Genomic DNA, 13,909 nt, shown 5'->3' on the forward strand with positions numbered 1-13,909 from the left:
ATTAATAAAGAGAATCTTAAACTTATGTCAAACGATCTTTTAAAAGGAAAAAAAGGAATAATATTCGGAGCACTTGATGAAAACTCACTTGCATGGAAAGTTGCTGAAACGTGTCATGCTCAGGGAGCTTCTATCGTATTGACCAATGCACCCGTAGCCCTTCGTTTCGGACAAATCAATGTATTGTCTGAAAAAATTGGCGCTCCTGTCATCCCTGCTGATGCAACTTCCAATGAGGACATCGCAAAATTAATTGACGGCAGTTTAGAACATTTTGGTGGAAAGATCGACTTCGTCTTACACAGTATAGGCATGTCTGTCAATATGCGCAAAGACAAACATTATACTGATTTGAATTACGAGTTCATGCAGAAGACTTTTGATATCTCTGCGATCTCATTTCACAGGATCATGCATGAATTATATACTAAGGATGCCATGGCTGATTGGGGCAGCATCGTAGCCTTGACATACATCGCTGCCCAAAGAATCTTCCCTGATTATAGTGAAATGGCTGATGCTAAGGCATTGTTGGAATCTTTCGCCCGCAACTTCGGATATCACTTCGGCATGCGCAATAAAGTAAGGGTCAATACGATCTCTCAGTCACCAACTATGACGACTGCCGGAAGTGGAGTCAAAGGATTTAAGGATTTTTACTCCTACGCAGATGATATGTCACCTTTAGGGAATGCAAGTGCTGAAGCCTTTTCAGATTATTGTGTCACTTTATTTTCGGATTATACCAAATATGTAACCATGCAGAATTTATACCACGATGGTGGATTCTCAAGTATGGGTATCAATCCGAAAGTGTTGGAGATGTAGATGTTAGATTCTAGATACTAGACTCTAGATACTAGACTCTAGACTCTAGAGGTCAGAAATTAGAAATCAGAAATCAGAAATCTGAATTCAGAATTCAGAGGTCAGAGGTCCGAAAGAGGAGAATTGGTTGATAAATAGATGGTGGTAATAGGTGAGGGTGTGAAAAGATTGCAACAGTTTTGCATTACCCATTACCCATTACCCATTACCCATTACCCATTACCCATTACCCATTACCAATTACTCATTACTTATCAACAACAAGTTATTAGAAGTCAGAAGTCTGAAACATGGACTTTCAACAGTTGGTAAACATTATCAGTCATTTAGCATTTAACATGCGACATTCAAGTTAACTAACTTTAAAAAAATCAAGAAATGGAAAAAAACAAAAAACAGTTTGGGGTATGGATGGATTCGCGCCATGCATCAGTAGTTGGAAGAGAAGGAGTTGACTCAGGAGACTTCGCACTTCTTGGACATTTTAAAAATGCAGGACCGGATAGTAATTCTAATGAAAATGCTGCCCATAACCAAGAAATTGCGCTAACCCACAAGTTTTTCAAAGAGATAACGAGCGTTATGCAGAATGTTGATGAGATTCACATAACAGGTACCGGTCAAATCCAGGAACAATTTATGAAATACCTTGCTGAAACGGCTCAATATAAAAATGTTGTTTCAAGTGAGAGCACTTCTAATAAGATGGACGATGCTCATCTGGTTGAATATATCAGTGAGTATTTCAAATAAGTTACTTAAGCCTCGAAATTATTTCATTCATATTTTTGAATATCAAATAGTTAGTTAATTTTTGAATTCTTATCCTTTTGGCTAAACGTTGGCATCTGCTGTACACAACCATCAGGGTTTTATTCTAATTTCTAACTTCTGATTTCTAACTTTTGATTTCTAATTTCTAACTTTAGAATGAGTAACAGCGCCACGTTAAAAGTTTCATTTCTAATCTTGAAACTTTAATTTAGTAATATTCTTTCAAAGAATCTTAGACCACAAGCGTAATGTTTGTGGTTTTTTTTAAAATAATTTTATGGTTACTATTTTGATAGGTCGAAATTGAATTAAAGAATGATGCAACTAAAAAGATTTTTAGATTAAGTTTTATCTTGTAGAATATCGTACTCTATCTAAAGACATTACATATTTTAATTTGTAAATACTGTTATAAATCACTAGCTGTCAGTTGTGATTAATTAAAGCTAAAACCATCTTAAATTCTGGCAGAAATTCCTTTTTAATAACTTTTTAATAATTTTGCTGTATGCAGACGGCATATTGTGCCTATCTTCGCGATTAGTTGTTGCTTATAACTCATAATTATAAACCTAATTTTTATTTACATCGATGAAACATTTAAACTTATTAGTATTCCTTTTCTTAGCAATATTTATTGCTGGTTGCGAAAAGGGTGAAGAAAATACACCCACCAAAGAAGCAATAAAAGTATCTACATTTGATCATAAAATAATAAATAGCTGGAACCAGACATTTCTTGAAGTAGAAAGGTATTCAAGTGGTTACAGACCTGGTCCCGCACCTAGAGGACTTGCATATGTTGGCTTGGCAGCTTATGAAGTTTGTGTTGTAGGAATGCCAGCTTATAGATCAATGAGTGGCGTCTGGCCTGGTTTTAATGTACCTGCAGCAGACCCAAATCTTGACTACAACTATCCTTTGGCTATAAATGCTTCTTATCATTATCTTTTGCCACTTTTCTTTAGTAAGGCTACTGAGCAACAAAAGGCACAGGTAGAAACAACTTATGCTAACAACTTAGCTAAATATTCTAAAAACGTTTCCCAAGATATCATCGCTCGCTCAGAGGCAAGAGGTGCAGAAGTAGCAGAGATCATATGGAATTACGCCAAAACTGATGTAATCGGTCATGAACATTATTTGAACCCCTTCCAAGGATATGACTGGAGAGAGCACACTTCATCTGTGGGGCATTGGGTGCCTACTTTTCCTGGACCGGGAGAAGCTATGGGTGGAGTCTGGGGAAAGGCCAGAACATTTGCTCTCAAATCTGATGCTGAGAAAATTTGCGCAGCACCGCTTCCATTTTCAGAAGATACGAAATCAGAATTTTATGCTCAGGCACTTGAAGTATATGCACAGAATACTCCTACTTATTCATATGAAAAAGAATGGGTTGCAGAATATTGGAGTGATGACTTTGTGAATCTGACATTCAGCCCCGGTCCACGTTGGATAGCAATAGCAATGCAAGTATTCGATATAAACGAATCTAATCTTGAAGAGGCTGTAGTGACGGTCGCAAAGATTGGCGTCGCCGTTAATGATGCCTCCGTCGGATGCTGGAATTCTAAATATTATTATAATCTTGAAAGACCTCAGACTTATATCCGAAGAGTTATGGATCCAAATTGGATCCCATCCTTATATAACCCGATGACCAATGAAGAGGGGAATACACCATCTTTCCCGGCATATCCTTCCGGACACGCGACAATGGCCTCTGCTGCTGCAGAAATCCTTGCAAGTCAATTTGGATATGGCTATGCAATGTCTGATAAATGTCATGAGTATAGAACAGAGTTTACAGGCAAACCACGTAGTTTTCCAAGTTTCTTTGCCATGGCACAAGAAGCTGCCTGGTCCAGAGTACCACTGGGAGTGCATCTTAGAATGGATTCAGAAGCGGGGATTACTTATGGTACAGAGATAGGAAGAAAAGTGAATAATCTGCCTTGGAAAAAATAATTATTTCGAAATGACTAAATACCTTGGTGGAATCGCCAGGGTATTTTATTTTATAGGAAGTCCTATGACTTGACATTGTTCAAAATGAATCAAAAACGATTAATGAAACAACTAGCAATTCTTATAATTCCTTTTCTTCTTTTGACTTCCTGTAAGAATGAGCCTAAGAGCAATATTGGATCGCAAGATCAGGATCATCAATATCGTCCTTACATCGACAGAGAGCAAGACATAAAGAATAAGGATAGTATCGTCATTAGAAAAGTTAGATTCTTGGATGCCGATACGAAAACTATGACTGATTATTATGAAGATGGTAAGCGAATTAGGATTATCAAAAGATTTAAGAATGACCTGCAGGATGGCAAGACAACTGTTTATTTCCCTGATGGTAAATTAAAAGAAGTCCAATATTTTGAAGCCGGAAAACAAAGAGATAAGGACACCGTTTACTATGATTCCGGAGAAATTCGCTTTATCTATTCTTTCGAAAATGATAAAAAGAACGGCTGGATGTATAGATACAGTAAGGCGGGGCGGCAGGAATTTGCTGCACTTTATAAGAATGACCTCGTTTCTGAAGTAATAGATAGTTTAAATCTAGATAAAAAATAATATCCAAATGCACCGAGCTACATTTCGTCAAAGTGCAACTATGACTGAGCAGTCGATAATTGTTTTCCGACTGATCGTCATGATCCTGAGGATTTCTGTATCGGCTTGCTTTATTGGTCATGGGATGTGGGGTTTGGTTTCTAAGCCGGGTTGGCTGCCATTTTTCAAAATAATTAATGTACCTGAGGTTATTGCCTTACAAATTATGCCTTATATTGGCTCTATTGACATCATTGTGGGGGTGCTCATTCTTTTTGTTTCTAATAAATGGCTGGTCTATTGGGCTATTTTCTGGACAGCTTTTACGGCGCTACTCAGGCCTCTGGCTGCAATGGGATTTTCAGAATTTATAGAAAGGGCAGGTAACTTCGGACCTCCAATAGCGCTTTTGATCTGCTTAAATATGATCGCCAAAAATGAAATAACTAATGAAGAAAAATTAAAGTATGGATATATAAAGATTGAAAAAATACTTCGTTTAAGTCTTTTTTTGCTATTAATAGGACATGCAGGTATTGCTATGATACATTTCCAGCCTAACCTTATCAAAAATCTTTCTTTTCTGGGATATCCAACCGAGGCTACAGGAATGTATTTTTTTGGAGCCTTTGAAATAGTGCTAGCTATCTTGGTCTTGTGGAAACCAAGACTGACAGGACTGATGATATTTGTAATGATTTTTAAACTTATGATCGAATCCATCTATCCTTTGCGAGGAATCGCATTTGATATCTTTGAGACCATTGAAAGAGTAGGGGACTATTTAATTCCACTTTGCCTTTTACTTATTTATAAATTCACTCATTATTTTAATCCTGATCTTGCAAGGTGATTTTAAGTTATGTAGGGTTACATCGATAAAAATCCATTTGAATAGTCTCATGGTTATTCATTAATCATAATTTTTATATATAATTATTTTATATATATAATTTATTAGTTATCTTTGTAAAATCTAAAACACTTTTAGGACCAAGCAAATGAAGATTTTAATTGTCGAAGATGAAGAAAAACTACTCAAATCGCTGAAGAAGGGTCTCGAGGAGAATGGCTATAATGTTGATACGGCTATAAATGGTGTTGAAGGGAAAAAGTTAATACTAACCAATAAGTACAAGGTCATCATTTCTGATATTAAAATGCCTCAAAAGACCGGCCTTCAGATGCTCAAATCTATCAGAGAAAAGAGTATAAACACTCCCGTCCTCATGTTAACTGCGCTAAGCCTTGTGGAAGAGAAACTTGAAGTCTATGAAGCAGGAGCTGATGATTACCTCACTAAACCTTTTGATTTTAGAGAATTGCTGGTACGAGTCCGAGCCTTGATCAAACGGAACCCGGTGATAATCAAGAATTCATATGAAATACTATCATATGGAGGTATCGAATTGAACCCAGAGACGAAGGAAGTTACCCGCGACGGAATTCAAATATTTCTTACTCCGAAGGAATTTGAACTGCTTAATTATTTCCTACTCAATTCTGAAAAAACGATATCTAAGCAGGAACTGCTGTCCAAGATATGGGACCTCGACTTTCAAACCAGTACGAATGTGCTGGAGGTTTATATCAATTTTCTTAGGAATAAATTGGATAAGGATTTTGATGAAAAACTAATTCATACCTTATCACGTGTAGGATATATTTTCAAATCTGAAAACATGATCCATGAAAATAAGGGTTAAGCTTACACTTCAGTTTTTCTTGGTAGTAGCGACAATATTAATTTTTTCAATGTTTTTTGTGTATTCCAGGTTTAAGCGGATTACAGACAATGAGTATTACAATAATTTAAAAACTAAGGCGCACATGACGGCCGAGATGGTGCTGCATGATGGTGATCTGGAGAAAATAGAAGACATCACACCTCAGAATGATAAAGAAGGTCTGCCCATAAGTGATAATGTAATTATTTTTAATTCGAAAAATGAAAAGGTCTTTTCCTTTAATAGAAATAGAAGTGACGGTATTCCCTTTAATGTAATTGAATTTTCTGAAAGTGAAAATACTTATAGACAGGGAGATATCTATTATTATGGACTACCTTTCACCACAAGCAAGGGTTCAAAATATTATGTCTTAGCCTCTTCTTTTTTTAATTCAAAAGAATTGATGGACCTACGTCAAATCATCTTGTTAGCAATTGTTCTTGGACTACTGTTTGTTGCTATAAGTGGTTTTTTTTACACCCGTCAGGCCTTGAACCCACTGTTTTCAATAGTAACTCAGATGAATGGTCTTGACATGTCTAAGCTGGAAGGAAGGCTGGAATCATCCCAATCAAAAGATGAAATAGAACATCTCATTTCCTCTATAAATAATTTACTTTCAAAGATCCAAAATTCTTTTACATTTCAGAAGATGTTTATTAGTAATGTGTCACATGAACTAAAGAACCCTATCTCTGTGGTGCTTTCTCAGGTTGATGTACTATTGTCTCAATCAAATAGAACTGTTGATGAATACCGTAATACGCTTGCTTCATTACGAGAGGATGTTAAAGAGATCGCTGATATTACCGAGAATCTCCTGCAAATGGCTAAAATGAAAGCCGAAGGGTTTATGCTGGAAGTAAAACCCTTTCAGTTGGATGAAGCTATTCTTGAATGCCAATCTAAATTGCAGCGTGCCAACCCGGATTACACTGTTAATTTTGATATCATAGGCAGGTTGGAATCAGAAAAGGATCTTACAGTAATAGGTAATGATTCTTTACTAAAACTAGCTTTTCTAAACCTGATGGACAATTGTTGTAAATTTTCTCCAGATAAAAAAGTTAATATTTCTATTGAAAGCAATGATGGAGTTAAAGTACTGAGATTCCAAGATAATGGTTATGGCATAAAGGCAGAAGAGATGGAGCACATATTTCAACCATTCTACCGCAATACCAAGAGCAAACATATCAAAGGTTACGGCATTGGACTTTCTTTGACAGATACCATCTTCAATGCGCACCAAATTAAACTGGAGATTCAGTCGGAGCCAAATGTTGGTTCGTTATTTACAGTAAAGTTTGGGTAATTAGTGGTCAGTTATCAGTGGTCAGTAATCAGTAATCAGTAATCAGTAATCTGGAGTATTCCTGATTCCGATCCTTCTCACTTTCTCCCCTTCTCACTTTTCATAGGTAATGAGTAATGGGTAATGAGTAATATGCGCAGATTGGGCTGAGTGCCTTGATTATATTGGTAATTGGTAATCAGTAATCAGCAATCAGCAATCTGGAGTATGCCTGATTTCTCACCTTCTCACCTTCTCACCTTTCATCGGTAATGAGTAATGAGTAATATGCGAAGATTGGGCTGAGTGCCTTGATTATATTGGTAATCGGTAATCAGTAATCGGTAATCAGTAATCTGGATTGTGCCGGATTCCGATCCTTCTCACTTTCTCACCTTCTCACTTTCAAACTCCTCACTCCGTCAAATCAAACGTATTCATAAAACTCGTATTAAAATCTCCGGCAATAAACTTAGGATCTTTTAATAATCTTTGGTGGAAAGGAACAGTTGTCTTGATGCCTTCTATTATAAATTCATCCAAAGCTCTTTGCATTTTAAGGATAACTTCCTCTCTTGTTTGTGCTTTACAAATAATTTTTGCAATCATTGAATCATAATTGGGTGGCACGGTATATCCTGCATATACATGTGTATCTACACGCACTCCATGTCCCTTGGCACTGTGAAAGGAAGTTATTTTGCCTGGATTCGGTCTGAAATCATGGAATGGATCTTCTGCATTTATTCTACATTCCATCGCACAAAGTGTAGGTATGTATGATTTACCAGAGATCGGAAGTCCTGCTGCAACCTTAATTTGTTCTTTAATCAGATCATGATCTATAACCTCTTCAGTCACAGGATGTTCTACCTGGATACGAGTATTCATCTCCATAAAATAGAAATTCCGGTATTTATCTACAAGAAACTCTATAGTTCCAACACCTTCGTAGTTGATACATTGACCTGCCTTGATGGCTGCCGCACCCATTACTTCCCTGAGTTCAGGCGTCATAAATGGTGATGGACTTTCTTCTACCAGTTTTTGATGTCTTCGCTGAATAGAACAATCTCTTTCAGATAAGTGCGCTACCTTACCAAATTGATCTCCTATGATCTGGAATTCTATATGACGAGGTTCTTCAATGTATTTTTCTATGTAAATTCCGTCGTTACCAAACGAGATTCTTGCCTCATTTCTGGCATTATCCCAGTTTACTTCAAATTCTTCTGCTGACCAAACGATGCGCATTCCTTTACCACCACCACCTGCGGTAGCTTTGATAATAACAGGAAACCCAATCTCTTTAGATATTTTTATGCCTGTGGCGACATCAGGGACAAGTCCATCAGAACCCGGTACTACAGGAACTCCAGCTGCGATCATCGTTGCTTTGGCTGTTACTTTATCTCCCATCCTTCTGATTTGATCAGGAGTAGGACCGATGAATTTGACGCCATATTGCGTGCAAACCTCTGCGAAGTCAGCATTTTCTGAGAGAAAACCATATCCGGGATGCACTGCATCAGCATTGGTGATCTCAACGGCTGCCATGATTCTTGGGATATTGATATATGAATCTTTGGATGGGGGTGGCCCAATACATACAGCTTCGTCAGCGAATCTCACATGCAAACTTTCTTTGTCGGCAGTAGAGTATATAGCTACAGTCTTGATGCCCATTTCTTTACAGGTGCGAATGATCCTAAGAGCAATCTCACCTCTGTTGGCTATCAGTATTTTATTAAACATATAGTGTTCTGTTTATGATAATTTCGCATTTTAACCTGATTAATTATTGGTATCAGGCAGAAACACAAATTACTCTACTAAGAAAAGTACCTGATCATATTCTACCGGAGAAGCATCTTCTACCATGATCTTAACTATAGTTCCGGTAACTTCGGATTCAATTTCATTAAATAACTTCATAGCTTCTATAATACAAACCACAGAACCTGATGAAACTGAATCGCCTGGTTTTACAAAAGATGGCTTATCCGGTCCTGAAGATCTATAGAAAGTACCAACCATAGGAGACCTGATTTCTTTCAAACCACTATCTGCGGCATTTTCAGCCTGTTTAGATAGATCTCCTGATTGAGGCGCTGTCTGTTGAACAGGTTGAGGCATAGCGGCAGGCTGGCTCATACTCATCTGTGGGTACACGACAGATCCACCATTGTTCTTTGCAGAAAAATGCTTTGTTCTAATCGTAACTTCAGATTCCCCATCTCTTACTTTCACTTCGGCAAGATCAGATTTAGATACCTGGCGGATTAATTCCTGAATTTCTTTATATGTCATAATAACTGGATTGTATATTCAAAAATGAGTAGAAATTAGAGTTATTTGGCACGCTCTACATAAGCACCGGTCAGCGTTTCTATTTTGATAGTATCACCTTCATTGATGAAAAGTGGCACCTTAACCACTGCGCCTGTTTCGATAGTAGCCGGCTTATTTACGTTAGTAGCAGTATCGCCTTTAGCACCTGGCTCAGAATATGTGACGAGCACATTGATATATTGCGGGAGTTCGACTCTGAGCGGGAGGTCTTTTTCTGCATGGTATAAGATATCAACTTCCATGCCTTCTTTAAGAAACTGGGGACTATCCACCATGTCTTCCGGTATGGCTAATTGCTCAAAAGACTCATTGTCCATGAGGTTTAATCCTGATTCGTCTTTGTATAGGAATTGAAATTTACGACGTTCTACTCGGACTATATCTATCTTGTGTCCAGAAGACCATGTGTTTTCAAGAGTTTTACCATTTGTCATACTCTTCATAGAAGTCCTGACAAAAGCAGCACCTCTGGCTGGTTTAACATGTTGAAAATCAGTTATAACGAAAATGTCATGGTTGTAATCTATACACAATCCTTTTCTTATGTCGCCGGTATCTGCCATATATGTATCTTGTTTGTTTAAGGCGCAAAGCTATAAAATTAATACCTTTTTACCATTTTTACGAATTAAAATAGTTGAAAACTCTATTTTACCTTATCATATGCCCATTTAAGCAAGGTTGCCCCCCAAGTAAATCCTCCGCCGAAAGCTGTAAGAATTACATTATCACCTTTTTTCAACTTATCTTCCCATTCCCAGAGACACAACGGTAGTGTTCCTGCAGTAGTGTTGCCATACTTTTGGATATTAATCATTATTTTTTCCATTGGAAAATCCAATTGTTCCGACACAGAAGTTATGATACGCATGTTTGCTTGATGTGGCACCAACCACGCAATCTCATCGTTAGTTAAGTTATTTCTTTTCATGATTTCGGCTACTGAAGAGGTCATGCCCTGCACAGCATATTTGAAAACATGCTTACCTTCCTGATAAACATAATGCTCACGAGCATCCACTGTCTCATGTGAAGCAGGCTTTACTGAACCACCCGCTTTCATATGTAGTAGATGTCTGCCTGAACCATCACCTTTTAGGACAGAATCCACGATGCCCAAATCATCTTCCACCGGCTCCAGCATGACAGCGCCTGCTCCGTCTCCAAATATTATACAGGTGGCTCTATCCGTATAATCTACGATTGCTGACATCACATCCACTCCGACTACGATAACTTTCTTGTGTGTACCTGTCATAACGAATTTAGAAGCAGCAGTCAGGCCGAATAAAAATCCACTGCAAGCAGCATGAACATCGAATCCATAAGCATTTACAAGACCTGCTTTGTCACAAAGGATGTTGGCAGTATCAGGAAATATAAAGTCGCCGGTTACAGTAGCTAGTACAAGTAATTCAACCTCCTCTGGCGCAGTGTTTGTTTTTTTCAAGAGCTCAAGAACTGCGGGTAGTGCAAGGTCACTTGCTCCCATACCAGGGCTGTTAAAAATTCTTCTTTCTTTGATACCTGTTCTCGACTCAATCCATTCGTCATTGGTCTCGACCATTTTTTCAAGGTCTTTGTTTGAAAGCACCGTTGGTGGAACAATTCCATGAACACCTGTTATTCCTGCTCGTATCATTTATCTATTTTGGTTAGTGTTGTTACTTCTTGTAGTGAAGGTATAGTTTTTTGATTATTTACTTTTAAAATAATGGTCATATAAAACCTTCCTTTAAAAGGTCATGTATATGGATGACACCAATGTATAAGTCATCATTCATAACTAATAGCTGGGTGATATTCATTTCTTGAAGTACATGAAGCGCCTTTACTGCCAGTTCATCTCCTTGAATTGTTTTGGGTGCTTTAGTCATAATATCTGCGGCCTTTATCACTGAAGTATCAGTAATTGACTCAAGCATTCTTCTCAGATCGCCGTCTGTAATTACTCCAACTACTTGTCCATTATCTTCTACAGCAGTAACTCCAAGTCTGCCACTGGAGATAGTGACAATAATTTCTTTTATTCCTGCATTTATTCCTACACTTGGCCTTTCATTGAAATGGCAAAGATCTTTCACGCATAGATAAAGCTGTTTGCCAATATTTCCACCCGGATGATATTTGGCAAAATCTTTATCAGAAAATCCCTTTGCAGACAGAAGTGCTATAGCAAGGGCGTCACCCATAGCCATTTGGGCCGTAGTAGAAGATGTAGGTGCAAGATTGTTCGGATCAGCTTCCTTGCTTACTGGTATGTATAGCAGAACATCTGCTTCACGGGCCAGAACAGAATTTTTATTGGAGACCATGCCGATGATCTTATTCCCCATTGTTTTAAAAAAAGGAATTAATACCTTAACTTCAGGGGTGTCACCGCTTTTGGATAGTGCGAGTATAATATCATTTTCCTGAATGATGCCCAGATCACCGTGAATAGCGTCTGCGGCGTGCATAAAGATAGAAGGTGTGCCTGTAGAATTAAAGGTTGCCACTATCTTTTGTGCTACAATGGCACTTTTGCCGACACCCGTGACGATGACTCTGGTCGGTGTGCGATAAATAAGTGAAACTGCTTCATAAAATGAATCGGACAATTGATCCTTGACATCCTGAAGACATTGGATCTCGGCTTCAAAAACCTTGATAGCCTTATCAATTATTGAATTTTTGTCTTCTGGCATAAATGAGGATGTACGGTTAACATTGATATATTCTATTCAAATGCGCTGCAAATATCTAAAGATTGAGGGATATAGACCCATTCTAGTGCCTTATAAAATAATATACACCATATATATATATAGGAGTAATATTTTACAATTTGAATTATACAATGTTAATGAAAGAGAAGAAGATGTCAATTGATTGGAATTATTTGATCCGATGCCTGCATCCTATTTCCAAACCTGCTGAATATAAATGCTCATTAACAGGTGCGCTAACCAGATCTGTCAATTGATAGTTAAATGTAGGTTGTAAGAATAGTTGAGTCTTATTGTTTAATTGATAGTTTAAACCGACTCCAAGGATTGCTGAGATCTGAAAGTCATTTATCGATTGTTCATTTTCCTTAAATACTTTTCTGTCGGTGCCGTAATTATGGACTGTGACAGATTGAAGATAGTAAGAAACTGCGCTACCGGCTTCCATATATATGGAGATTTTAGACTTTTGAATAAATTCATAACGGATCATAACAGGCATTTCCAGAAAGAAATAATGGTATTTAAATTGAGAGCTCTTGTCCTCTGTGCCACCGGTTGGAAAGTCTGGGTGATATACGCCATCTTTACCATCTAATCCCCATTTAAGAGTATTAAGCTTATAGCTATTGTATCCTTTGTTTGCCATTCTCAGTCCAGTTTTGAAATATAATTTTGATCCAAACTTTTTATTGAAGTTTAAACCAAAGTCTGCTCTCAAGCCCACTTGTTCTTTATTTCTTATATCTACAAATCCAGATGGGACATCAGATTTATGTGGGTTAATGTATCTGTAACCAATATTCATGGCACCTACACAGTCAAGTGAAGAGGAGAATTGGCCAAAGGCAGAGAGGGAAACAATTAAAAGCAAAAATGGAAGGAATATTTTCATGATTCTGTGCAATTTGTAAGTTTAAAAGTACATCGAATTTTCGAATTCTTAAAAATTCTGGCTTTTATTTTACATTATAGTGATAAGAGAAACAATAAAAGTTAAAGAATATTTAAAAATGTAGCGGTAAAGCGGAAATTTATACTTTCGTAAACTATTTTGATCCTTATTTCTGATTATGCTTCATAAAACTTTTGATATGAAAAACTTAATAATTTTATTGTTTCTACTTTTAACGTTTGAGAGTTGTACAAAAATGGAAATGGCAGAACCTACCAATGAGGAAGTATTCTATGTGTGTGAAATAATGGGTATTGTTCCTCCTGATTATGGTGGTATTGGAGCTATTGTTTCGTTTAATGGAGTAACCACTCAAACTGACCAAAGAGGGATTTATAGATTTAATGAGGTGAAAGTTAGCTCGAAACATAATTTGATCAGAATCGTAAAGGAAGGTTATTACGAGGATGTGCGTGTCTTCATGACAGATCGTCCTGCTATAATAAAAATCAGAAGTGGCCTAAATAAAAAAAGTTGTGGCGGTGGCTTTAACGCCTTTAATGGTTCTGACAGACAAGGAAATAAATATTCTTATACCTTTTTGCCAAATTCTATAGTTCTAGAATCAGGAATATCATATACCTCTTTTGTTGATCTCTGCTCCGAATACATTGACCCCAGAGATAATAAAAGTATAGTAGGCAACTTTGTTGGTTATGATTTAAATAATAAGCCATTTAAGCTAAGACCTTTAGGAGTGATC

The 13,909-nt window shown here is 37.3% G+C and carries 14 protein-coding genes (1 of these 14 cut by a window edge); 8 read left to right on the plus strand and 6 right to left on the minus strand.

Annotated elements, in window-relative coordinates; translation table 11 throughout:
* The first annotated feature begins 24 nt into the window (after positions 1–24).
* The 7 genes from IPI15_RS07900 to IPI15_RS07930 all read left to right on the plus strand — a co-directional run bounded on the left by IPI15_RS07900 (position 25) and on the right by IPI15_RS07930 (position 7,212).
* Entirely contained in the window at positions 25–828 is an 804-nt protein-coding gene (locus IPI15_RS07900; protein WP_287401635.1) for an enoyl-ACP reductase FabI, read from the plus strand.
* 378 nt (positions 829–1,206) lie between these two features.
* Positions 1,207–1,581, plus strand: a complete 375-nt coding sequence (locus IPI15_RS07905; protein ID WP_287401636.1) for a hypothetical protein — start codon at positions 1,207–1,209, stop codon at positions 1,579–1,581.
* Between the two features lie 612 nt (positions 1,582–2,193).
* Positions 2,194–3,573, plus strand: a complete 1,380-nt coding sequence (locus IPI15_RS07910; protein ID WP_287401637.1) for a vanadium-dependent haloperoxidase — start codon at positions 2,194–2,196, stop codon at positions 3,571–3,573.
* A 102-nt stretch (positions 3,574–3,675) separates the two neighbouring features.
* Entirely contained in the window at positions 3,676–4,188 is a 513-nt protein-coding gene (locus IPI15_RS07915; protein WP_287401638.1) for a toxin-antitoxin system YwqK family antitoxin, read from the plus strand.
* Between the two features lie 7 nt (positions 4,189–4,195).
* Complete coding sequence (locus IPI15_RS07920; RefSeq protein WP_287401639.1) at positions 4,196–5,020, plus strand: hypothetical protein; 825 nt, start codon at positions 4,196–4,198, stop codon at positions 5,018–5,020.
* A gap of 148 nt (positions 5,021–5,168) precedes the next feature.
* Positions 5,169–5,873 (plus strand): response regulator transcription factor, encoded by a 705-nt coding sequence (locus IPI15_RS07925; protein WP_287401640.1) that lies wholly within the window; start codon positions 5,169–5,171, stop codon positions 5,871–5,873.
* Positions 5,857–7,212 carry a HAMP domain-containing sensor histidine kinase gene (locus IPI15_RS07930; RefSeq protein WP_287401641.1) on the plus strand — a complete coding sequence of 452 codons (1,356 nt, stop codon included), beginning with the start codon at positions 5,857–5,859 and terminating at the stop codon, positions 7,210–7,212. Before IPI15_RS07925 ends, IPI15_RS07930 begins: the two co-directional genes overlap by 17 nt.
* A gap of 393 nt (positions 7,213–7,605) precedes the next feature.
* Here IPI15_RS07930 and accC read toward each other — a convergent pair whose 3' ends face one another.
* The 6 genes from accC to IPI15_RS07960 form a co-directional block, all read right to left on the minus strand.
* On the minus strand, positions 7,606–8,946 hold the full coding sequence (accC, locus tag IPI15_RS07935) for an acetyl-CoA carboxylase biotin carboxylase subunit (RefSeq protein ID WP_287401642.1): 1,341 nt from the start codon (positions 8,944–8,946) through the stop codon (positions 7,606–7,608).
* A gap of 69 nt (positions 8,947–9,015) precedes the next feature.
* Entirely contained in the window at positions 9,016–9,501 is a 486-nt protein-coding gene (accB, locus tag IPI15_RS07940; protein ID WP_287401643.1) for an acetyl-CoA carboxylase biotin carboxyl carrier protein, read from the minus strand.
* A 41-nt stretch (positions 9,502–9,542) separates the two neighbouring features.
* Positions 9,543–10,106: an elongation factor P gene (gene efp / locus IPI15_RS07945; protein ID WP_287401644.1), complete on the minus strand. Its 564-nt coding sequence runs from the start codon at positions 10,104–10,106 to the stop codon at positions 9,543–9,545.
* An 83-nt stretch (positions 10,107–10,189) separates the two neighbouring features.
* A complete protein-coding gene (locus tag IPI15_RS07950) occupies positions 10,190–11,185 on the minus strand; it encodes a beta-ketoacyl-ACP synthase III (protein ID WP_287401645.1) in 996 nt (331 codons plus the stop codon).
* A 76-nt stretch (positions 11,186–11,261) separates the two neighbouring features.
* Entirely contained in the window at positions 11,262–12,230 is a 969-nt protein-coding gene (locus IPI15_RS07955; RefSeq protein ID WP_287401646.1) for a KpsF/GutQ family sugar-phosphate isomerase, read from the minus strand.
* A 190-nt stretch (positions 12,231–12,420) separates the two neighbouring features.
* Positions 12,421–13,146, minus strand: a complete 726-nt coding sequence (locus IPI15_RS07960) for an outer membrane beta-barrel protein (RefSeq protein ID WP_287401647.1) — start codon at positions 13,144–13,146, stop codon at positions 12,421–12,423.
* Positions 13,147–13,345: 199 nt separating this feature from the next.
* Here IPI15_RS07960 and IPI15_RS07965 point away from each other — a divergent pair, with 199 nt between their 5' ends.
* Positions 13,346–13,909, plus strand: partial view of a hypothetical protein gene (locus IPI15_RS07965; protein ID WP_287401648.1) — the beginning only. The gene runs 762 nt beyond the window's last position; only the first 564 of its 1,326 coding nucleotides appear in the window; the start codon lies at positions 13,346–13,348; the stop codon falls past the right edge of the window.

The sequence above is a fragment of the Candidatus Brachybacter algidus genome (assembly GCF_016707225.1).
In the GTDB taxonomy this organism is placed as follows: domain Bacteria; phylum Bacteroidota; class Bacteroidia; order Chitinophagales; family Saprospiraceae; genus Parvibacillus; species Parvibacillus algidus.

What these genes read in the sequence shown, in the direction of transcription:
- IPI15_RS07900 (WP_287401635.1), top strand. Translation starts at nt 25, where the DNA reads ATGTCAAACGATCTTTTAAAAGGAAAAAAAGGAATAATATTCGGAGCA.
- IPI15_RS07905 (WP_287401636.1), top strand. Translation starts at nt 1,207, where the DNA reads ATGGAAAAAAACAAAAAACAGTTTGGGGTATGGATGGATTCGCGCCAT.
- IPI15_RS07910 (WP_287401637.1), top strand. Translation starts at nt 2,194, where the DNA reads ATGAAACATTTAAACTTATTAGTATTCCTTTTCTTAGCAATATTTATT.
- IPI15_RS07915 (WP_287401638.1), top strand. Translation starts at nt 3,676, where the DNA reads ATGAAACAACTAGCAATTCTTATAATTCCTTTTCTTCTTTTGACTTCC.
- IPI15_RS07920 (WP_287401639.1), top strand. Translation starts at nt 4,196, where the DNA reads ATGCACCGAGCTACATTTCGTCAAAGTGCAACTATGACTGAGCAGTCG.
- IPI15_RS07925 (WP_287401640.1), top strand. Translation starts at nt 5,169, where the DNA reads ATGAAGATTTTAATTGTCGAAGATGAAGAAAAACTACTCAAATCGCTG.
- IPI15_RS07930 (WP_287401641.1), top strand. Translation starts at nt 5,857, where the DNA reads ATGAAAATAAGGGTTAAGCTTACACTTCAGTTTTTCTTGGTAGTAGCG.
- accC (WP_287401642.1), bottom strand. Translation starts at nt 8,946, where the DNA reads ATGTTTAATAAAATACTGATAGCCAACAGAGGTGAGATTGCTCTTAGG.
- accB (WP_287401643.1), bottom strand. Translation starts at nt 9,501, where the DNA reads ATGACATATAAAGAAATTCAGGAATTAATCCGCCAGGTATCTAAATCT.
- efp (WP_287401644.1), bottom strand. Translation starts at nt 10,106, where the DNA reads ATGGCAGATACCGGCGACATAAGAAAAGGATTGTGTATAGATTACAAC.
- IPI15_RS07950 (WP_287401645.1), bottom strand. Translation starts at nt 11,185, where the DNA reads ATGATACGAGCAGGAATAACAGGTGTTCATGGAATTGTTCCACCAACG.
- IPI15_RS07955 (WP_287401646.1), bottom strand. Translation starts at nt 12,230, where the DNA reads ATGCCAGAAGACAAAAATTCAATAATTGATAAGGCTATCAAGGTTTTT.
- IPI15_RS07960 (WP_287401647.1), bottom strand. Translation starts at nt 13,146, where the DNA reads ATGAAAATATTCCTTCCATTTTTGCTTTTAATTGTTTCCCTCTCTGCC.